The sequence below is a fragment of the Curtobacterium sp. SGAir0471 genome, from assembly GCF_005490985.1.
Taxonomy (GTDB): domain Bacteria; phylum Actinomycetota; class Actinomycetes; order Actinomycetales; family Microbacteriaceae; genus Curtobacterium.
In genome coordinates, this window is sequence record NZ_CP027869.1 from 300,998 (window position 1) to 319,897 (window position 18,900).

General features: G+C 72.2%; 21 protein-coding genes. 15 read left to right on the plus strand and 6 right to left on the minus strand.

Annotation, left to right across the window (positions count from 1 at the left end; translation table 11 throughout):
• The first annotated feature begins 12 nt into the window (after positions 1–12).
• The 4 genes from C1N91_RS01555 to C1N91_RS01570 all read left to right on the plus strand — a co-directional run bounded on the left by C1N91_RS01555 (position 13) and on the right by C1N91_RS01570 (position 4,562).
• A complete protein-coding gene (locus C1N91_RS01555; protein ID WP_137766314.1) occupies positions 13–1,146 on the plus strand; it encodes a thiamine pyrophosphate-dependent enzyme in 1,134 nt (377 codons plus the stop codon).
• 89 nt (positions 1,147–1,235) lie between these two features.
• Complete coding sequence (locus C1N91_RS01560) at positions 1,236–2,195, plus strand: alpha-ketoacid dehydrogenase subunit beta (RefSeq protein WP_137768605.1); 960 nt, start codon at positions 1,236–1,238, stop codon at positions 2,193–2,195.
• 31 nt (positions 2,196–2,226) lie between these two features.
• On the plus strand, positions 2,227–3,870 hold the full coding sequence (locus C1N91_RS01565; RefSeq protein ID WP_137766315.1) for a dihydrolipoamide acetyltransferase family protein: 1,644 nt from the start codon (positions 2,227–2,229) through the stop codon (positions 3,868–3,870).
• A gap of 119 nt (positions 3,871–3,989) precedes the next feature.
• Positions 3,990–4,562 carry a GNAT family N-acetyltransferase gene (locus C1N91_RS01570; RefSeq protein WP_137766316.1) on the plus strand — a complete coding sequence of 191 codons (573 nt, stop codon included), beginning with the start codon at positions 3,990–3,992 and terminating at the stop codon, positions 4,560–4,562.
• 27 nt (positions 4,563–4,589) lie between these two features.
• Here C1N91_RS01570 and C1N91_RS01575 read toward each other — a convergent pair whose 3' ends face one another.
• The 4 genes from C1N91_RS01575 to C1N91_RS01590 all read right to left on the minus strand — a co-directional run bounded on the left by C1N91_RS01575 (position 4,590) and on the right by C1N91_RS01590 (position 9,863).
• Complete coding sequence (locus C1N91_RS01575) at positions 4,590–5,867, minus strand: alpha/beta hydrolase (protein ID WP_137766317.1); 1,278 nt, start codon at positions 5,865–5,867, stop codon at positions 4,590–4,592.
• On the minus strand, positions 5,864–7,924 hold the full coding sequence (locus C1N91_RS01580) for a bifunctional lysylphosphatidylglycerol flippase/synthetase MprF (protein WP_175415854.1): 2,061 nt from the start codon (positions 7,922–7,924) through the stop codon (positions 5,864–5,866). The genes C1N91_RS01575 and C1N91_RS01580 overlap by 4 nt, the downstream gene beginning before the upstream one ends.
• 90 nt (positions 7,925–8,014) lie before the next feature.
• A complete protein-coding gene (locus C1N91_RS01585) occupies positions 8,015–9,244 on the minus strand; it encodes a sensor histidine kinase (RefSeq protein WP_137766319.1) in 1,230 nt (409 codons plus the stop codon).
• Positions 9,237–9,863: a response regulator gene (locus tag C1N91_RS01590; protein ID WP_217496450.1), complete on the minus strand. Its 627-nt coding sequence runs from the start codon at positions 9,861–9,863 to the stop codon at positions 9,237–9,239. The genes C1N91_RS01585 and C1N91_RS01590 overlap by 8 nt, the downstream gene beginning before the upstream one ends.
• A gap of 132 nt (positions 9,864–9,995) precedes the next feature.
• Here C1N91_RS01590 and C1N91_RS01595 point away from each other — a divergent pair, with 132 nt between their 5' ends.
• Complete coding sequence (locus C1N91_RS01595; protein WP_137766321.1) at positions 9,996–10,730, plus strand: GntR family transcriptional regulator; 735 nt, start codon at positions 9,996–9,998, stop codon at positions 10,728–10,730.
• Positions 10,731–10,897: 167 nt separating this feature from the next.
• On the opposite strand, the gene C1N91_RS01600 is transcribed toward C1N91_RS01595, so the two are convergent.
• Both C1N91_RS01600 and C1N91_RS01605 read right to left on the minus strand, forming a co-directional pair.
• Positions 10,898–11,350: a PTS sugar transporter subunit IIA gene (locus tag C1N91_RS01600; protein ID WP_137766322.1), complete on the minus strand. Its 453-nt coding sequence runs from the start codon at positions 11,348–11,350 to the stop codon at positions 10,898–10,900.
• A complete protein-coding gene (locus C1N91_RS01605; RefSeq protein WP_302642293.1) occupies positions 11,347–11,616 on the minus strand; it encodes a glucose PTS transporter subunit EIIB in 270 nt (89 codons plus the stop codon). The genes C1N91_RS01600 and C1N91_RS01605 overlap by 4 nt, the downstream gene beginning before the upstream one ends.
• Before the next feature lie 160 nt (positions 11,617–11,776).
• Here C1N91_RS01605 and C1N91_RS01610 point away from each other — a divergent pair, with 160 nt between their 5' ends.
• The 10 genes from C1N91_RS01610 to C1N91_RS01655 all read left to right on the plus strand — a co-directional run bounded on the left by C1N91_RS01610 (position 11,777) and on the right by C1N91_RS01655 (position 18,790).
• Positions 11,777–13,042: a PTS transporter subunit EIIC gene (locus tag C1N91_RS01610; protein WP_137766324.1), complete on the plus strand. Its 1,266-nt coding sequence runs from the start codon at positions 11,777–11,779 to the stop codon at positions 13,040–13,042.
• A 105-nt stretch (positions 13,043–13,147) separates the two neighbouring features.
• Positions 13,148–14,062: a metal ABC transporter solute-binding protein, Zn/Mn family gene (locus C1N91_RS01615; protein ID WP_137766325.1), complete on the plus strand. Its 915-nt coding sequence runs from the start codon at positions 13,148–13,150 to the stop codon at positions 14,060–14,062.
• Entirely contained in the window at positions 14,059–14,949 is an 891-nt protein-coding gene (locus tag C1N91_RS01620) for a metal ABC transporter ATP-binding protein (RefSeq protein WP_137766326.1), read from the plus strand. Before C1N91_RS01615 ends, C1N91_RS01620 begins: the two co-directional genes overlap by 4 nt.
• Positions 14,949–15,893 carry a metal ABC transporter permease gene (locus C1N91_RS01625; RefSeq protein WP_058727662.1) on the plus strand — a complete coding sequence of 315 codons (945 nt, stop codon included), beginning with the start codon at positions 14,949–14,951 and terminating at the stop codon, positions 15,891–15,893. Before C1N91_RS01620 ends, C1N91_RS01625 begins: the two co-directional genes overlap by 1 nt.
• Entirely contained in the window at positions 15,890–16,303 is a 414-nt protein-coding gene (locus C1N91_RS01630; RefSeq protein ID WP_137766327.1) for a Fur family transcriptional regulator, read from the plus strand. The genes C1N91_RS01625 and C1N91_RS01630 overlap by 4 nt, the downstream gene beginning before the upstream one ends.
• 10 nt (positions 16,304–16,313) lie before the next feature.
• A complete protein-coding gene (locus C1N91_RS01635; protein WP_137766328.1) occupies positions 16,314–17,009 on the plus strand; it encodes an alpha/beta fold hydrolase in 696 nt (231 codons plus the stop codon).
• A gap of 489 nt (positions 17,010–17,498) precedes the next feature.
• Positions 17,499–17,735 (plus strand): 50S ribosomal protein L28, encoded by a 237-nt coding sequence (gene rpmB / locus C1N91_RS01640; protein ID WP_022903747.1) that lies wholly within the window; start codon positions 17,499–17,501, stop codon positions 17,733–17,735.
• Positions 17,735–17,905, plus strand: coding sequence for a 50S ribosomal protein L33 (rpmG, locus tag C1N91_RS01645; RefSeq protein ID WP_022908193.1), 171 nt, complete (start codon positions 17,735–17,737; stop codon positions 17,903–17,905). The genes rpmB and rpmG overlap by 1 nt, the downstream gene beginning before the upstream one ends.
• A 2-nt stretch (positions 17,906–17,907) precedes the next feature.
• A complete protein-coding gene (rpsN, locus tag C1N91_RS01650; protein ID WP_022903745.1) occupies positions 17,908–18,213 on the plus strand; it encodes a 30S ribosomal protein S14 in 306 nt (101 codons plus the stop codon).
• 289 nt (positions 18,214–18,502) lie between these two features.
• A complete protein-coding gene (locus tag C1N91_RS01655; RefSeq protein ID WP_058727660.1) occupies positions 18,503–18,790 on the plus strand; it encodes an HU family DNA-binding protein in 288 nt (95 codons plus the stop codon).
• Positions 18,791–18,900: the final 110 nt, after the last annotated feature.

Below are 18,900 nucleotides of genomic sequence, written 5' to 3' on the forward strand. Positions count from 1 at the left end.
ACGCTGACCGACATGTCATTCCACGCCGCGGCCCCCGCGACGGCCACCGTCCGGATCCTCGACCCCGAGGGCCGGTTCGTGGAGACCGACGAGAACGCCGAGTACGCCGCCGTCGCGCGGGCGATCCCGGACGAGACCCTGCTGGCGATGCACCGCCGCATGGTGCTCACGCGTCGGTTCGACCACGCGGGCCACAACCTCCAGCGCACCGGTCAGCTCGGCCTCTGGGTCCCGAGCCACGGACAGGAAGCAGCGCAGGTCGGCTCGGTCTTCGCCCTCCGCGCGCAGGACCACGTCTTCCCGTCGTACCGCGAGCACGCGGTGACGATGCACCGTGGCGTCGAGCCGATGGAGATCATCGCGATGTACCGCGGCCAGACGCACGGCGGCTGGGACCCGGACGAGCGCGGCAACACGCACGTCTCGACCCTCGTGATCGGCTCGCAGACGCTGCACGCGACGGGTTACGCGCTCGGTCAGCAGCTCGACGGCGACGTCGGCACCGGCGATCCCGACCGCGACGCCTGCACCATCGTCTACTTCGGCGACGGCGCGACGAGCCAGGGCGACGTGAACGAGGCGTACGTCTTCGCCGCGTCGACGAAGGCCCCCGTCGTCTTCTTCCTGCAGAACAACCACTGGGCGATCTCGGTCCCCGTCGCCACGCAGTCCCCGACGCCGCTCGTGGACCGTCCGCGCGGCTTCGGCATCCCGAGCGTCCGCGTCGACGGCAACGACGTGCTGGCGTCCTACACGGCCTCCCTCGTGGCGACCGACCACGCCCGCTCCGGTCAGGGTCCGGCGTTCGTCGAGGCCGAGACCTACCGCATCGGCGCGCACACGAGCTCCGACGACCCGACCCGCTACCGCCTCGACGACGAGCTCGCCTCGTGGGTCGAGCGCGACCCGATCGCCCGCTCGGCCGCGTACCTGCGCAGCCGCGGCGTCACCGACGAGCAGCTCGCGCGCTTCGACGAGGAGGGCGAGGACATCGCCGCCGACGTCCGTCGCCGCACCGTCGCCCTCACCCCACCGCCCGTCGGCGTGATGTTCGACAACGTGTACCGCGAGCCGCACCCGGTCACCACCGCACAGAAGGCCTGGCTCGAGCAGTACGAGGCCGGGTACGAAGGGGGCTCCCACTGATGAGCACGACCGAGCAGCTCTTCGACTACACGCTCCGCGCCCACCCCGGCGCCGGCGAGGTCCCCAGCGAGCCCGTCCAGAACCTACCGATGGCCAAGGCGCTCAACGCCGGCCTGGCCGCCGCGATGGCCGCCGACGACAAGGTCCTGCTCATGGGCGAGGACATCGGCCGGCTCGGCGGTGTCTTCCGCATCACCGAGGGCCTGCAGGAGCGCTTCGGCGCCGAGCGCGTCCGCGACACCCCGCTCGCCGAGTCCGGGATCATCGGCACCGCGATCGGCCTCGCGCTGCGCGGCTACCGCCCGGTGGTCGAGATCCAGTTCGACGGCTTCGTCTGGCCGGGCTTCGACCAGATCACCTCGCAGCTCGCGAAGATGCAGAACCGCCTGCCGGCGCACATGTCGCTGCCCGTCGTCATCCGCATCCCCTACGGCGGTCACATCGGCGCCGTCGAGCACCACCAGGAGTCCCCGGAGGCGTACTTCGCGCACACCGCGGGACTCCGCGTGGTGAGCCCGAGCACGCCGAACGACGCGTACTGGATGATCCAGGAGGCGATCGCGTCGAAGGACCCGGTCGTGTTCCTCGAGCCGAAGTCGCGCTACTGGCCGAAGGGTGAGGTCGACCTCGTCGACGGCCACGTCCCGATGCACACCACGCGCGTCGCCCGCACCGGCACCGAGGTCACCCTCGTCGGCCACGGCGCGATGGTCGCGACCCTCATGCAGGCCGCGGACATCGCCGACGCCGAGGGCACGAGCTGCGAGGTCATCGACCTCCGCTCGCTCTCGCCGATCGACTGGGAGCCGCTGCTGGCATCGGTCCGCAAGACCGGTCGCGTCGTCATCGCACAGGAGGCCTCCGGCTTCGTCAGCGTCGGCAGCGAGATCGCCGCGACCGTCGCCGAGCAGTGCTTCTACACGATGCAGGCACCGCCGATCCGGGTCTCCGGGTTCGACGTCCCCTTCCCGGTGTCGAAGCTCGAACACCTCCACCTGCCGGACGCGGACCGTGTCCTCGAGGCCGTCGACCGCGCCCTCGCCTACTGACCGAGCCGCCCGAACGTTCGAAGGAGCCGCTGTGCCCGCCGCCGAATTCCCCCTGCCCGACGTGGGCGAAGGCCTGACCGAGGCCGAGATCGTGCAGTGGCGCGTCGCGATCGGGGACGAGGTCGCCGTCGACCAGGTCCTCGTCGAGATCGAGACCGCGAAGTCGCTCGTCGAGCTGCCGTCGCCGTTCGCCGGCACCGTCACCGGTCTGCTCGTGTCGGAGGGTGACACCGTCGAGGTCGGCAAGCCGATCATCCGGGTCGACTCGGACGTGCAGGTCGCCGCGTCCACTGACCTGCCTGGAGGCTCTGCGCCGGTCGCCGACAGCGTCCCGGCCTCGCCGGACGTCGCCGCCACCCCGCCTGCCGCAGCCGCAGCGCCGGCTCCCGCCACCGCGGCCCCCGTCGCCCCGGCTCCCGTCGCGCAGACGCCGCCGGCGCCCGCGCAGCAGACCCCGCCGGCACCGGCGGCCGCTGCGGTCCCGACCCCGACCCCGGCCCCCGCCGTGACCGAGCCCACGGCCGCGGCGCGGCCCGCGGCCGCCGCACCCGCGCAGCCGGTCGCCGACCACGCGACCGTCGTCGGGTCGGACGAGTCGTCCGGCGCCGTCCTGGTCGGCTACGGCTCCGCGACCACGTCCCCGTCGCGCCGGAAGCCCGGCGCCCGCCGGGCCGCAGCGCTCGCGGCCGAGGCGAGCCGTGCCTCCAGTGCGGACGCCGTCGCCGCAGCCGAGGCCGCCGCGGACCCGGCCGAGGACAGCATCTCGGAGGCCGTCGCCGCTCAGGGCACCCGCCCGCGCAAGGTCGTCTCGACCGGCACCGTCCTGGCGAAGCCGCCGATCCGCAAGCTCGCGAAGGACCTCGACGTCGACCTGACCGAGGTCGTGCCGACCGGCCTCGCGGGTGAGGTCACCCGCGACGACGTCATCCGGCACGCCAAGCAGGCCAGCGTCTTCCGGAACATCGAGACGCCCGAGTGGGGCGACGTGCGCCGCGAGACCATCCCGGTCAAGGGCGTGCGCAAGGCCATCGCGAAGGCGATGACCACGTCGAAGTTCACGGCGCCGCACGTGTCCCTGTTCGTCGACGTCGACGCGACCCGCACGATGGAGTTCGTCAAGCGCCTGAAGTCCTCGCCGACGTTCGCCGGCGTCAAGGTCTCGCCGCTGCTCGTCTTCGCGAAGGCCGTCATCTGGGCGGTCCGGCGGAACCGGTCGGTGAACTCGACCTGGACCGACCAGGAGATCATCGTCCACCACTTCGTGAACCTCGGCATCGCCGCGGCGACCCCGCGTGGGCTCATCGTGCCGAACATCAAGGACGCGCAGGACATGTCCCTGTTCGAGCTCGCCAAGGCGCTCGAGGACCTGACCCTGACCGCGCGCGACGGCAAGACCACGCCGCAGCAGATGGCGGACGGCACCGTGACGATCACGAACATCGGCGTGTTCGGCATGGACACCGGGACGCCGATCCTCAACCCGGGCGAGGTCGCGATCATCGCGATGGGCACGATCAAGCCCAAGCCGTGGGTCGTCGACGGCGAGGTCCGCTCGCGCATGGTGACCACCATCGGTGCCTCCTTCGACCACCGGGTCGTCGACGGCGACGTGGCGTCGCGCTTCGTGCACGACATCGCCTCGGTGCTCGAGGAGCCGGCGCTCCTGCTCGACTGAGCCTCGCTCGGGCGTGTAGGTCCGGCCCGGTGCTGCGGGATGCCGCAGTCCCCGGCCGGATCGCGCGGACGTCGCATGGTGTCCACCCGCTTGTCGGCGGTCCGGGTGATGATCGGTGCATGGCCCACCAGCTCCTGACCCCACAGCAGGAGATCCGGACGGATCGCCTGGTGCTGACACCGCTCACGCCTGCCGACATCGACGACGCGCACGCGGTCTTCTCCGATGCGCGGACGTGGGGGCACCTGCCTGCCGGGCGCCACACCGACCGTGCGACGACGGTCGACCTGGTGCAGCGGAAGATCGGTGGCCGGGCCCGGTACGGACTGGGGTCGTGGACCGTCCGCACCGTCGACGGTGCCTTCGTGGGGATCGGCGGCGTCGACATGACCGCTGCGGGGGTCTGGAACCTCGGCTACCGGCTCGACCCGGCGGCGTGGGGGCAGGGCTACGCGAGCGAGATCGCCGCTGCGGCTGTCGAGCAGGCGCACCGGTCGGTGCTCGGGGCGCCCGTCACCGGTCGCGTCCTGACGAACAACCCGGCGTCGGCCGCGGTCCTGCGGAAGGCCGGGTTGTCGCTGGTCTGGCAGGGGCAGGCGTCGGTGGCGGCGCCCGAGGGGGTCCTCGGTCAGGTGTGGACCGACCGCGAGCTGACCGACGACCAGTTCGCCTGGCTCGTCCGCAACGCCTGACGCGCGCCCGCAACCCCGTCGTGCCCGTCATCCCGCCGCGGACAACGCGTCCGCCAACGGCCCGACGTCCTGCCGGAACGACCACTGCACGGTGTTCCAGTCGTGCCCGCTCCCCGGCGCGGACCCGATCGACACCGTGGCCCCGGCCTTCCGCGCAGCAGCACCGAGCTTCCGGGCGTTCTCGCTGAACTCGCGGTCGGCCGACCCCGCCGTCAGCCAGAGCGCGTGCCCGCCGAGCCCGTTCGCCCGCATCTGCGCGATCGGCGCCGCAGCCCGCCACCGGGCGACCGAGCCGCCGAACGCCTGGTCGGCACTGTGCTGCGGTGACTGGTCGATCGGCTGCAGCTCGCTCGACACCGCCAGCGCCGCGCCGAACTCGTCCGGGTGACCGGTGACGAACTGCATCGCGCAGGTCGCGCCCTGCGAGAACCCGGCCAGCCCCCAGGCCTTCCGGTCGTTCGTCGCCGGCAGGTTCGCGGTGATCCACGCCGGGACGTCCTGCGTGACGTAGGTCGCGACGTTCCCGAGCCGCGAGTCGACGCACATCGTGTTCCGGCCCGGCGAGGAGAGCTGGTCGACGCTCACCACGATGGGTGCGCGGCCGTCGTGGGCGCGGGCGTAGGCGTCGAGCGGCTCGGCGAGGCGTCCGGCGGTGAAGAGGTCGCCCGGAGCGCCGGGCTGCCCGGAGAAGGCGAGGATGACCGGCAGCGGTCGGGGGTCGCGCACCAGCGCCGCGGGCGGGAGCCACACGACGGCCGGACGGGCGTCGAAGTGCGAGCGGGTGCCGGGGATGTCGACGGTGCGGACGATGCCGGCGTCGGGCATCGTGTCCAGGGGAGCGGCGTGCGGGTCGTACGCGGGCCACGGGTCGCTCTGCACGACGGTGCCGAGGGTCGGGTACTTCGCGAACTCCACGTTGATCCCGAGGGCGGGGACGAGGACCGCCGCCGGCACCAGGACGATCGCCAGCGTCCGACGCCAGCGCCCGCCCTGCACGATCGCGGTGACGGCGAGCGCGAGTGCAGCCCCAGCGAACGCGACCCACATCTGCGTGACCGGGCTCAACGCGACGCCGAACAGGTCGACGACGTGCGTCAGGAACCAGCACACGGCCAGCAGGACGAGCGCGGCAGCGGCGGCGACGACGGCTCGGAGCCGCACGCGACGCCAGGCCGCGGGGGAGCGCCAGGACCGGACCGCCGGCAGCAGCACGACGAGTGCGAGCACGACGAACGCCGTGTCGGCGGGGACGAGCTTCGTCGGCGCCTGGAGCTGTGTGGCGAGCAGCCACTCGGTCGGACTCACGAGCGGGCGTCGGCCCCGGCCCGCGCCGCACCGGCCCCGGAGCGCTCCGCTGCCGCCGACACGTGCGCCTGCCGGAGTGCCCACAGGTGCTTCGGCCGGAGCCCGGGCACGTACGCCCCGGCGAGGGCCCGGCCCACGCGTGGCACCTGCAGGGCCGACGGCACGACGAGCCAGAGCGGCTCGTGACGGGCACCGAACTTCTCCTTGAACCGCTGCAGCGACCGGAAGCCGTACACCGGCTCGAGCACGCGGGCGAGCAGCCGCGACCCGTGCGTGACGAGCGGACCGGCACCGGCGTGCACGGCGAGCGGCGTCCCGGACAGGCTGATCGTGCGGAGGCCGGCCTCGCGGGCGCGCAGGGCGGTCCGGGCGATCAGGAACTCCATCACGCCGGGCATCCCGTCGTCAGCTCGTCGCATCACGTCCAGGGTGTAGCCGATCAGGGCGCCGTGCTCGTGCACGGGCAGCCAGCTCGTCACCGCGTCGACGCGACCCTCCGCCGTGACCGCGAGCATCAGCCGCACCTCGGGGTCGTCGAGCTCGCGCAGTCCGCCGAGCGTGAAGCCCATCTCGGGCAGGCGTCGGTCCGCGGCCCAGCGGGAGCACACGGCCTCGACCTGGGCACGTCGGTCGGGGTCGAGCGCGTCGAGGGTGGTCCACTCGTCGCGGACGCCCTCGCGGTCGGCGCGGTTCGACGCCGTCCGCAGGTCCTGCCGCTTCTTCCCGCGCAGGTCGAACGTGTCGAGGTCGAGCACGCACTCCACCCCGACCGGCAGTGCGGTCCAGCCCTCGGCCACCAGCAGCTCGCGGACCGGCTCGTGCACGCTCGTGAACGCCGGCACCCAGCCGTTCCGCTCGCAGGACGCGGCGAAGGCGGCGAGCACCGCGGCACGGTCCTCGGCGGCGCAGGCGGGGTCGGAGACCGTGAGCGCCACGTTCCCGCGCACCCGGTACGCGACGGCGCCACGGCCGTCGGGGTCGGTCCAGGTGGCGTTGCCCTGCCACGTGCCCATGTGGCCGAGCGAGCCCGCGTCGCCGCGACGCAGCATCCCGCGGTACTCCTCGCTGCAGCCGGTGGCGGCACGGAAGCGTGCGCGCACGAGCCGTCCACGCAGCAGCACGACGGCGAGCAGCACGGCGGCGGGCACCAGCCACGCACCGAGGAGCGTCACCTGCCACTCGACGGCGTCGAGTCCGAGCCCGTGCCACTGCACGTCCCCGTCGGACAGCGGCTCGAGCAGGAAGACGTCCGACAGCACCGCCGTCAGGGTCACCAGGACGGCTGCGGCGAGCACGACACCGGCGCGTCGGCCGCGCCGCACGAGCCACGCGGACCCGAGCAGCAAGACGCCGACGGCGACGGTCGCGTGGTCGCTCATCGCGTCGGCGAACGGCGAGAGCACCCCGTCCGGGTCCGGCACGACGAGCGTCACGAGGGTCCCGGCGCCGAGCGCCGTGAGCGCGCCGACGACCAGGGTGCGCGGGTTCCGCAGGGCGGGGTGCGCCGTCCGCGGGGTCGCGGTGGACGGACGGGAGGCCCGGCGCACCACGACCGCACCGGCCGCGGTCCCGAACAGGGTCGCCAGGGAACGTGCCAGGTCCGATCCGTGGCCGGCGAACAGCACGAGGGTGAGCACGACGGTCCAGAGCACGGCGCGGACGCGGTGCCGGCGCTGCTCGGGCATCGTCGCCGACGCCGCGGCGAGCAGGGCGACGGCCACGACGGACGGGGCGAACAGCGGTTCGCCCGCCGCCGCCTCGGCGTGCGCCTCGCCCGCCGCCTGCCCGACGGCGACGGCGAGCAGGGTCACGAGCACCGCGAGCGCCGGGGCGGCGACGCCGACGACGACGGTCCGGACCGAGCCGAGCGCGCGCTCCGCGAGGACGACCGCGAGCACCACGGCGCCGAGCGCGAGCAGCGCGACAGGAGGGTGGTGCGGGAAGTCGGGTTCCGCGTGGGCGATCCGGGCGGAGACGACGAGCACGACCGCCGCGACGGCGATGGCCACGGAGACCGGTGCGCGTCGGAGGAGTGCGAGGAGGGATGCGGGTGCCACGGTGTCATCCCACCGCAGTCGGGCGTGCCGCCGCATCGGACCGCGGGGTGGATCTCGGTGGCCGATCGGCCATCCGGTGTCCTCCGGTCGTCAACTCGGGGCCGAGGCCGGAGCGGGGACGTGCTCGACGGGCAGCCGGAGGTGCAGGGCGAAGCCGTCGCCGGGCTGCGGACCGGAGTCCAGGCGCCCGCCGAGGAGCGATGCCCGTTCCCCGAGTCCGATGAGCCCGAGGCCGGACCCGGGGAGTTCGAGGCGGTCGGCGCGCGCCGGACCGTTCACGAGGTCGACGAGCACCTGGTCGCCGTGCAGCCGACCGCTGATCCGGACCACGGCGCCGGGAGCGTGCTTCCTCACGTTCGTCAGTCCCTCCTGCACGAAGCGGTACACCGCGCGTTGCACGGGCAGCGACAGGGCGTCGGGCAGGTCCACGGCGACCTCGGTCTCGAGCCCGCTCGCCGCGACGAGCCGGGGCAGGTCGGCGAGCACGGGCTGCGGCGCGATCTCGCGGTCGGTGCCGCCGGAGGCCCGGAGCACCTGGACCATCTCGCGCAGCTCCTGCAACGTCACCACGCACAGCTGCCGGATCGTGCGCGCGAACGCCCGCTCCTGCTCGTCGCGCCCGGCCATCTGCACGCCGCCGGCCTGCACGGCGATGAGGGTGACCTGGTGCGAGACGACGTCGTGCATCTCGCGTGCGAGCAGGGCGCGTTCGCGCGAGAGGGCGACCTCGGCGGCCCGGCGACGTTCCTCGGCGCGCGAGGCCCCGAGTTCGGCGATCCGGTCGACCAGGACGGCCCGGGTCCGCACGAGCAGCCCGATCGCGAGCGGGCCGAGCGCGAAGATGAGGGCGTAGACGACGGACACGACGATCTCGTCGAGCTGCTGGGGCGGACCGACGACGAAGCCGCTGAACCCGACGAACTGCACGACCGCGGCGACGAGCATCAGCCACCGCCGGTCGGTGCGCTCGCCGAGCGTGAAGAGGGCGATGCTCGCCGCGACGACGCCGGAGCCGATGAACAGGCCTGGCATGGTGAGCGCGAAGGTCAGGACGGGCAGGCGTCGACGCAGGACGAGCGCACCGGCCGCGACGAGCGACAGGGTGATCTCGGTCGTCGTGGCGCCCGCGATGTCGAGCACGGCGTCGATGACCGCGGCGGCGAGGAAGAGCGCGTCGACCAGCCACCAGGGGGCGGGGTGGGCCCGCGCACGACGGAGGCCGGCGTCGACCAGCGCGTCGAGCCTCCCGTCCGTCCGCTCCAGCAGGCGACGGAGGCGACGCAGGCGACGGAGCCGACCGGCAGCGGTCGGCTCAGCCATCGAGCAGCCCGGCCTCGGCCGCGCGCAGCGCGAGCTGGACCCGCGTGGTGACGCCGAACGCGGCGAGGAGGGCGCGGACGTCCTCCTTGACGGTGCCGGTGCTGACGCCGATGCGCTGGCCGATCTCGGGGTTGCTGGCACCCTCGGCGACGAGCCGCACCACGGTGTGCTCCCGCTCGGACAGCTCCGGTGCCGGCGTCGTCGACCGGTGGGCGAAGAGCCGGGTCCGGTCCACGCCCGGCGCCAGGACGATGCCGCCGCGGGCGAGCGCCCGGACGTACTCGGCGAGCGACTCCGGATCGGTGTCCTTGAGCAGGAAGCCCGCGGCCCCGGACTCCATCGCCCGGGCGACCACCTGGGTGTCGGTGTCGAACGTCGTCAGCATCGCGACGGCCGGGGGCTCGGGCAGCTGCCGGAGCGCGGCGAGCACCTCGAGCCCGTTCACCCGTGGCATGCGGACGTCGAGCAGGACCACGTCGGGGGCGTGCCGGCGCACGGTCTCGACCGCGTCGACGTCACCGCTCGTGGCGACGACGTCGATGTCCGCCGCCGCGCCGAGGATGAGTTCGAACCCGTACCGGACGAGCGTCTCGTCGTCCACGATCACCACCGAGGTCACGCGCGTCATCTTGTCACGGCGTTGGCTTCTCGCATCCTGATCACTACTGTGAGGACGACTGGTCATGTCCGCGCAGGACCAGCTGGGCGACGACCGCCCCCGAGTCGACGAGCACCGGAGCACGAGGACCGCATGACGAGCCGCATCACCGAGGGGGCCGAGCCGAAGCACCAGCAGCTCCGGCGCATCCTGCTCGACCTCGCGACCACCCGGCTCGCACCCGGCGCGGCGATCCCCTCGGAGCGGCAGCTCATCGCCGAGTACGGGGTGTCCCGCATCACGGTGCGCGAAGCACTCGGGCAGCTCGTCAACGAGGGCTACCTCGAGCGCGTGCGCGGCAAGGGCACCTTCGTGGCGCACCGACCCGTGCAGTCCACCCTGCACCTGGCGTCCTTCACCGAGGAGATGCGGGCGCTCGGGCACGTCCCGACGACCGTGGTCCTCGTGCGCGAGGAGCGGGTCCCGCCGGCCGACACCGTGGCGGCACTGCGGCTCGACGCCGCGGACACCGCCTACCACCTCAGGCGTCTGCGCATGGCGGACGGGGCCCCGGTGTCCGTCGACGACGCGTGGCTGTCGGCGACGGCGTTCCCGGGGCTCCTCGACCAGGACCTGTCCGGGTCGGTGTACTCGCTGGCGGCGGACACGTACGGCACACCGATCGACCGGGCGCAGCAGACGGTGGCGGCGAAGCCCGCGGCCGACGACGTCGCGACGCTGCTCGGGACGAGGACCGGGGCGCCGCTGCTCGAGTTCGACCGGGTGTCCTACGCGGCGGACCGGCCGGTCGAGCACGCCCGCTCCTGGTACCGCTCGGACCGCTACCGGGTGCAGATGGAGGTCACCGCCCGCCGCCCGGTCGCGTAGCCGAGCGGCGTCCGAGTCTCGCGCGCACCGACCCCGCCCGAGGATCGTGCCGCGAAAGCGACAGACCGCACCCAGTTGTTGGTCGAAGCCTGTCGCTTCCGCGGATCAGTGCGGGTGGTCGGGCTCGCGGAGGTCCTCGTGTTCGAACTCGGCGAGCCGGCCGCTCGTCAGACGGTGAAGAGCGTGGCGCCCTCGGGCAGCGTCGTGCCGACCGTCGACTGCTCGACCGAGTCCGGCGTGCTGCCGAGCACGACGACCGGGCACACGGGCGAGTAGCCGGCGGCCTCGATGACGCTCGGGGTGAACCGCACGACGGGGTCCCCCGCGTGCACCGGGTCGCCTTCGGTCGCGAGCAGCTCGAAGCCCTCGCCGTGGAGCTTCACGGTGTCGATGCCGACGTGCACCAGGACGTCGGTCCCCGCGGAGCCCTGCAGCGCGAACGCGTGCGGGTGCAGCTTCACGATCGAGCCGTCGACCGGCGCGACCGCCGTGACCGTCCCCTCGATGCCCGTGGGGTCGACCGCGACGCCGGCGCCGACGAGCTGCCCGGCGAACACCGGGTCCGGCACGTCGGCGAGTGCGACGACCGGGCCCGCGAACGGGGTCCGGACCGCCGTCACGACTCGTCGTCGATCGCGTCGTTGATGTCCTGCGCCAGGTTGTCGGCGACCGGGCCGACGATGACCTGCCACCCGGTGCCACCGCCGACGACGGCCTGCGCGCCCGCGGCCTGCAGGGCGGCCTTGTCCACGAGGTCGCCGTCCTCGACCTCGACGCGGAGGCGCGTGATGCAGCCCTCCACCTCGTCGATGTTGTCGGCGCCACCCAGTGCGGCGATGATGTCGGCTGCCGTGATGTCGGCCATCGTTTCCTCCTCGTTGCGGATTCCGTGCCGGGTTGACACGCATCTGGTCGCCGGTTCAGACTACGGAACTGGTCATGACCGGACAGGACCGCTCCCGGCGGTACCGCCGAGGCTACCCGGGCCGTGCACGTGACTCAACTCCCCAGTGCCCCAGCTCCACCCGATGACGAGAGGAACGCCGATGAGCACCGCTGCTGCAACGGACGTGCCGGAGAAGAAGACCCCGAAGAAGCAGTCGAGGCTCTTCGCGAACGCCCAGCGGCTCGGGCGGAGCCTGCTGCTGCCCATCGCCGTGATGCCGGCCGCGGGCATCCTGCTCCGCCTCGGGCAGTCGGACATGCTCGGCGCGATCCCCGGCTTCGAACAGGGAGCCTCGATCGTCGCCGCGGCCGGCAACGGTGTCTTCACCTGGCTCCCGCTGCTCTTCGCGGTGGGCATCGCCATCGGCTGGGCGAAGAAGTCGGACGGCACCACGGCGCTCGCCGCGGTCGTCGGGTACATGGTCATGTACCAGGTGTTCGCGGCGATGTCCCCGATCGTCCTGGCAGGGGTGAAGGACGCGAACGGTGAGCAGGCGACCATCAACTTCGGCGTCCTCGGGGGCATCGTGATGGGACTCGTCTCGGCCGTGCTGTGGCAGAAGTTCCACCGCACGAAGATGCCCGACTTCCTCGGCTTCTTCTCGGGCCGTCGCCTCGTCCCGATCCTGACCGCGGTCGCCGGCCTGGTCATCGCCGTCCTCATGTCCTTCGTGTACCGGTACTTCGACATCGCGCTGACGGCAGCCGGTCAGGCCGTCGCCGACAACGCCGTCCTCGGGGGCGGGGTCTTCGGCTTCGTCAACCGCATGCTGATCCCGATCGGGCTGCACCAGCTGCTCAACTTCTTCCCGTGGTTCCAGCTCGGCAGCTTCACCACGGGTGGCGAGACCTACCACGGCGACATCGCGCGCTTCCTCGCGGGCGACCCGACGGCCGGCATCTTCCAGACCGGGTTCTTCCCGATCATGATGTTCGCGCTGCCCGCCGGTGCGCTCGCGATCTGGCGGAACGCCAAGCCGCAGAACCGCAAGCTCGTCGGCGGCATCATGATCTCCGCGGCGCTGACCTCGTTCGTCACGGGCATCACCGAGCCGCTCGAGTACTCGTTCATGTTCGTGGCGTTCCCGCTCTACGTCATCCACGCGGTGCTCACCGGGACCTCGCTCGCGCTGGTCAACGCGCTCGGCATCCGGGACGGCTTCTCGTTCTCGGCCGGCGCGATCGACTTCGTGCTCAACCTCGGCAAGTCCGAGGGCGGGCTCTGGCTCATCCCGATCGGTCTCGGCTACGCGGTCGTCTACTACGTCCTGTTCTCGTTCGTGATCAAGAAGTGGAACCTGCGGACGCCCGGGCGCGAGGACGACACGATCGCCGACAGCACGATCGACGCGGCCACCAAGGCCTGACCGGGACGTGTCGGCCTGGAGGCGCGCTGCCAGCCGGCGGCGCGCCTCCGCGCTGTCGCATGGTTGATTTTGACAACCGTTATCAGCAAGTCGTACGCTCGCAGCATGCAGAACCGCCGCCTCCTCGCCCTGCCGCTCGTCGTCGGCGCCGCCGCGCTCGCGCTGACCGGCTGCGCCACGTCCTCCGCCTCCGGCGACGCCTCTGGTGACGGCACCGTCCGCGTCGTCGCGTCGACGAACGTCTACGGCTCGATCGCGCAGGAGATCGGTGGCAAGGACGTCGAGGTCACGAGCATCCTCGACGACCCCTCGCAGGACCCGCACTCGTTCGAGTCGAGCGCACAGACCCAGCTCGCGGTCTCGAAGGCCGACCTGCTCATCGAGAACGGCGGTGGGTACGACGACTTCATGACCACCCTGGCCAAGGCCTCGAACACGAAGGCCGACACGATCAACGTCGTGGACCTGTCCGGGCTCGACGAGGGCGGTGACGCCGAGTTCAACGAGCACGTGTTCTACGACTACCCGACGATGGTGAAGCTCGTGGCCGACCTCGAGCAGCGCCTGACGAAGCTCGACTCCGCGCACGCCGACACCTTCGAGCGCAACGCGAAGGCGCTCACCACGAAGCTCGAGGACCTCGAGTCGCAGACCGCCGCAGCCAAGGAGAAGGTCGACGGCGACAAGGTCTCGTACACCGAGCCCGTCCCCGGGTACCTGTTCGACGCGATGGGGCTCGACAACGTCACGCCGGAGGCCTTCTCGGAGGCGATCGAGGAGGGCGACGACGTCCCGCCGGCCGCGCTCAACGACACCCTGAAGCTGTTCACCGAGAAGCAGGTGAAGCTGCTCGCCTACAACGAGCAGACGTCCAGCGCGGAGACCGAGCAGGTCAAGAAGGCCGCCGACCAGGCCGGGATCCCGGTGGTCGGTGTCACGGAGACGCTCCCGAAGGGGGAGGATTACGTCTCGTGGCAGCAGGCGAACATCGACGCGATCACGGGGGCGCTCACGAAGTGACCGCGGTCCAGACCCCCTCGCGAACCGCTGCGGCCCCCGGCCGTGGCGGTTCCGCCGTGCTCGCGCTCCGTGACGCCGCACTGTCGTACGGGTCGCGGACCCTCTGGTCGCACCTCGACCTCGACCTGGCGCCGGGGGAGTTCGTCGCCGTCCTCGGGCCGAACGGCGCCGGCAAGACCTCCCTGCTGCGCACCGTGCTCGGTCAGCAGCGGCTCACGAGCGGCACGATGTCGTTCCTCGGACAGCCCGTCCGTCGCGGACACCGTCGGATCGGCTACATCCCGCAGCAGCGCCTGATGGAGTCCGGCACGCCGCTCCGCGCCAGGGACATGATCGCGCAGGGGGTCACCGGTTCGCGGTGGGGGGTCCTGCCCGCCAGCCGCGCCGAGCGGGCGCGCATCGACCGGATCCTCGACGAGGTCGGCGCGACCGCGTTCGCCGACGCCCCGGTCGCGGAGCTGTCCGGCGGCGAGCAGCAGCGGACCCGCGTCGGACAGGCCATCGCCGCCGACCCGGCCCTGCTGCTCTGCGACGAGCCGCTCATCTCGCTCGACCTCCGCCACCAGCGGGGTGTCACCGAGCTCATCGACCGGCAGCGTCGGCAGCAGGACGCCGCCGTGCTGTTCGTCACCCACGACGTGAACCCGATCCTCGACGTCGTCGACCGCGTCCTCTACATCGCCGGCGGGCGGTTCCGCATCGGCGCTCCCGACGAGGTCCTGCGCGCCGACGTGCTGAGCGACCTGTACGGCACGCCCGTCGACGTCGTCCGCACCATGGGCCGGATCGTCATCGTCGGCGCGAACGAGGCCCACGACCAGACCGGTGCGCACCACCACTGCGACCCGGACCCGCACGCCACCACCCCGGACGAAGGGCGCATCTGATGGACGTGCTGTCGACCGTCTTCTCGTTCCAGGACTACGGCGAGCTCCTCGTGCTCGTGCAGAACTCGATCTGGGCCGGCGCCGTGCTCGGCATCGTCGGCGGGCTCATCGGGCCGTTCGTCGTCGCCCGGAACATGCCGTTCGCGGTGCACGGCATCTCGGAGCTGTCGTTCGCCGGGGCCAGTGCCGCCCTGCTGTTCGGCGTGAACGTCGTCACCGGGTCGCTCGTCGGTTCGGTCGTCGCCGCGCTGCTCATCGGGCTGCTCGGGTCCCGGGCCCGCGACCGGAACTCGATCATCGCCGTCCTCATGCCGTTCGGCCTCGGACTCGGCATCCTGTGCCTCGCGCTCTACAAGGGCCGGGCGGCGAACAAGTTCGGGCTGCTCACCGGGCAGATCGTCTCGGTCGACAACCCGCAGCTGACCTCGCTGATCGTCGTCTCCGCGATCGTCGTCGTGACGCTCCTGGTGATCTGGCGCCCGCTGATGTTCTCGTCCGTCGACCCCGACGTCGCCGCCGCTGCCGGGGTCCCGGTGCGGACGCTCGCCATCGTGTTCATGCTCGCGCTCGGACTGGCCACCGCGGTGTCGGTGCAGATCGTCGGCGCGCTGCTGGTGCTCTCGCTGCTCGTCACCCCCGCCGCCGCCGCGCTCCGCCTGACCTCGCACCCCGTGGTCGTGCCCGTGCTCTCGACGGTCTTCGCGGTCGTGTCGGTCGTCGGTGGCATCCTGCTCGCACTCGGTGGGGGACTGCCGATCAGCCCCTACGTCACGACGATCTCGTTCGTGATCTGGGTGGTCTGCCGGATCGTCGGCAGCCGCAGGGACCGGCGCGGACGCGAGCGCATCGCGGACCGCGAGCAGACCGACGGGGGCGGGTCGCGCCTCCAGACCGGGAACGACGCGTCGACCGACGCGACCCGCAGGGAAGGAGTCACCGCGTGAACGCCGTGCAGAAGCCGAAGCGGAACACCTGGCAGCGCGAGGCCGTGCGCAGCGCGCTGTCCGGCACGGAGGGGTTCGTGAGCGCGCAGGCGCTCCACCAGCACCTGCGGGACGGCGGATCGACGATCGGACTGGCCACCGTGTACCGGGCGCTCGCCGACCTGGCGACCGAGGGCGACGCGGACTCGCTGCAGCAGGACGGCGAGTCGCTGTACCGGGCCTGCACGACCGACGCGCACCACCACCACCTGATCTGCCGGAACTGCGGCCGCACGGTCGAGATCGAGGCCGACCCGGTGGAACGGTGGGCCCAGGAGGTCGCGGCCGCGAACGGCTTCACCAACGCCAGCCACGTCGTCGACATCTTCGGCGAGTGCGCGATCTGCACCGCGGCCCGGACCGGCGAGTAACCTCCCGCGCATGCACGTCATCCTGGTGCCCGGGTTCTGGCTCGACGCGAGCGCGTGGGACGAGGTGACGCCCGTCCTGCAGGAGGCCGGGCACGCCGTCCAGGCGATCACGCGGACGGGTGCAACGCTCGACGAGCAGGTCGCCGGCATCGTGGCGGTCCTCAACGCCGTGGCGACGCCGGACGAGCCGGTGGCGCTCGCGGGGCACTCGGGTGCCGGGCCGATGGTGCTCATGGCGGCGGACCAGCGACCCTCGCTCGTCGCGCACCTGCTCTACGTGGACACGTTCCCCGGGCCGGACGGTGCCGTGGTGAACGACGAGCTCCCCGTGGTGGACGGTGTCGTGCCGCTGCCGTCGTGGGACGTCTGGGAGCCGGCGACCGTGCGGGGGATGACGCCGGCGCTCCGCGAGGAGTTCGAGCGCCGGGCGGTTCCGGAGCCCGCTGCCGTGCCGACCGACCCCTTCCACTACGCGGACCCCGCTCGGCACCGGATCCCGGCGACCGTGGTGTCGTGCGAGATCCCGGCGGAGGACCTGGCGGCGATGGTCGCGGAGCACCACGCGTGGACGACCGAGCTCGTCGCGGTCGAGGACCTGACGATCGTGGGGCTCGAGACGGGGCACTGGCCGATGTTCACGATGCCTCGGGAGCTCGGGGAGCTGCTGGTGCAGGCGCTCGCGCCGCGGCCCACCGACGGCCCGTAGGCGTCGGCCGGCTCGGCTGCTGCTGCGGGCTCCACCCGGGCGTCGTCCTGGTCGCACGACTCGCCGCTCGCGGCCGTCCTGGTCGCACGACTTGCCGTCCGCCGAGTCGACCGACAGCATGTCCTGCGACGGGAAGTGGCCGGACCGGGCAGGGCGGGGAACGGAAGCCGGAGCGCCGGGGCCGAGTCGCGCCTCCAGGTCAGCGTCGGTGCGGCCCACCGGGAGGCCCGGCTTGCGACACGCGCGGCCGTCCCGTAACGTGGACCCCTGGTCCGCCGCGTCCGCGTGGCAGACCCAGTTGTTCCAAGCCCTCCGACCGTCGCGTACGCCGCGGTCGCGCGGTGCTCGCAGGTCCTTCGACAGGGCCAGCGGGTCTGGGCGGCGCGCACAACCCCCTCGCTGCGGTCACCTCCGGTGACGAGCGCGTGCGCGCCAGGCAAGTGACCTTGGGAGCGGCCGTCCGGTCGCTCGGTACCTCAGGAGGAAACCATGGCAGCAGTGTGCCAGGTGACCGGAGCCACCCCCGGCTTCGGACACAACATCTCGCACTCGCACCGCCGGACGAAGCGTCGCTTCGACCCGAACGTGCAGAAGAAGACGTACTACGTGCCCTCGCTTCGTCGTAACGTCACGCTCACGCTCAGCGCGAAGGGCATCAAGGTGATCGACGCACGCGGCATCGAGTCCGTCGTCAAGGATCTCCTCGCCCGTGGGGAGAAGATCTGATGGCCAAGAAGGGTCAGGACGTCCGTCCGATCATCAAGCTCCGCTCCACCGCGGGGACCGGGTTCACCTACGTGACCAAGAAGAACCGTCGCAACAACCCGGACCGCCTCGTGCTCAAGAAGTACGACCCGGTGATCCGCAAGCACGTCGACTTCCGTGAGGAGCGCTAAGCATGGCGAAGAAGAGCAAGATCGCGAAGAACAACCAGCGCGCCGAGGTCATCGCGCGCTACGCCGAGCGTCGTCTCGAGCTGAAGAAGGCCCTCGTGGACCCGAACGGCACCGACGAGTCGCGTGAGGCCGCCCGCGTCGGCCTGCAGAAGCTCCCGCGCGACGCGTCGCCGGTCCGCTACCGCAACCGCGACGCCATCGACGGTCGCCCCCGTGGCCACCTCGGTGAGTACGGCATCAGCCGTGTCCGCTTCCGCGACATGGCCCACCGTGGCGAGCTGCCGGGCATCACGAAGAGCTCCTGGTAAGCACCAGCTCCACCGAACGCCCCGTCCCTGCAGAGGGACGGGGCGTTCGTCGTCCCGGCCCCGGCGGGGTACATCGTCGCCACATCCGTCACTCGGACCCCTCCAGACCCTCCACAACCCCGGAAATCCGGGCGAGTCGGTCGTCCGGACACCGCACGGCTGGTAGGTTCGCTGACGGTTCCGCCGGGCGTCACCGTCCCCGGGGCCACCACGTCCAGGGCACCCCGCTCCGGGCGGGCGGGCGTCCCGACGTCCCACCGACACTGCAAGAAGTCCGAGGAGGACATCCATGGCTGACAAGTCACTGAACCGCACCGAGCTCGTCGCTGCCGTCGCGCAGGAGTCCGGCCAGAGCCAGGCCACCGTCAACGGCGTCGTCGACGCGCTGTTCAGCGTCGTCTCGTCGTCGGTCGCCGACGGCACCAAGGTCACGATCCCGGGCTGGATCGCCTTCGAGAAGACCCACCGCGCCGCGCGCACCGGCCGCAACCCGCAGACGGGTGACGCCATCGAGATCGCCGCGAGCGACTCGGTCAAGGTCAGCGCCGGCTCCAAGCTCAAGGCTGCCGTCAAGTAAGACCGCTCAGCAGCACCGGAAGGGACGGCCTCGGCCGTCCCTTCCGTCGTTCCCGGGGCCGGTCCGTCCGGCTGGTCCTGCTCCGGTACGTCCTCTCCTGCACAGCCGGG

Bases quoted from the DNA above. Each gene is read 5' to 3' on its own strand.
- C1N91_RS01555 (WP_137766314.1), top strand. From the start codon at position 13: ATGTCATTCCACGCCGCGGCCCCCGCGACGGCCACCGTCCGGATCCTC.
- rpmB (WP_022903747.1), top strand. From the start codon at position 17,499: ATGGCAGCAGTGTGCCAGGTGACCGGAGCCACCCCCGGCTTCGGACAC.
- C1N91_RS01610 (WP_137766324.1), top strand. From the start codon at position 11,777: ATGAGCACCGCTGCTGCAACGGACGTGCCGGAGAAGAAGACCCCGAAG.
- C1N91_RS01635 (WP_137766328.1), top strand. From the start codon at position 16,314: ATGCACGTCATCCTGGTGCCCGGGTTCTGGCTCGACGCGAGCGCGTGG.
- C1N91_RS01655 (WP_058727660.1), top strand. From the start codon at position 18,503: ATGGCTGACAAGTCACTGAACCGCACCGAGCTCGTCGCTGCCGTCGCG.
- C1N91_RS01560 (WP_137768605.1), top strand. From the start codon at position 1,236: ATGGCCAAGGCGCTCAACGCCGGCCTGGCCGCCGCGATGGCCGCCGAC.
- C1N91_RS01595 (WP_137766321.1), top strand. From the start codon at position 9,996: ATGACGAGCCGCATCACCGAGGGGGCCGAGCCGAAGCACCAGCAGCTC.
- rpsN (WP_022903745.1), top strand. From the start codon at position 17,908: ATGGCGAAGAAGAGCAAGATCGCGAAGAACAACCAGCGCGCCGAGGTC.
- C1N91_RS01625 (WP_058727662.1), top strand. From the start codon at position 14,949: ATGGACGTGCTGTCGACCGTCTTCTCGTTCCAGGACTACGGCGAGCTC.
- rpmG (WP_022908193.1), top strand. From the start codon at position 17,735: ATGGCCAAGAAGGGTCAGGACGTCCGTCCGATCATCAAGCTCCGCTCC.
- C1N91_RS01585 (WP_137766319.1), bottom strand. From the start codon at position 9,244: ATGGCTGAGCCGACCGCTGCCGGTCGGCTCCGTCGCCTGCGTCGCCTC.
- C1N91_RS01615 (WP_137766325.1), top strand. From the start codon at position 13,148: ATGCAGAACCGCCGCCTCCTCGCCCTGCCGCTCGTCGTCGGCGCCGCC.
- C1N91_RS01570 (WP_137766316.1), top strand. From the start codon at position 3,990: ATGGCCCACCAGCTCCTGACCCCACAGCAGGAGATCCGGACGGATCGC.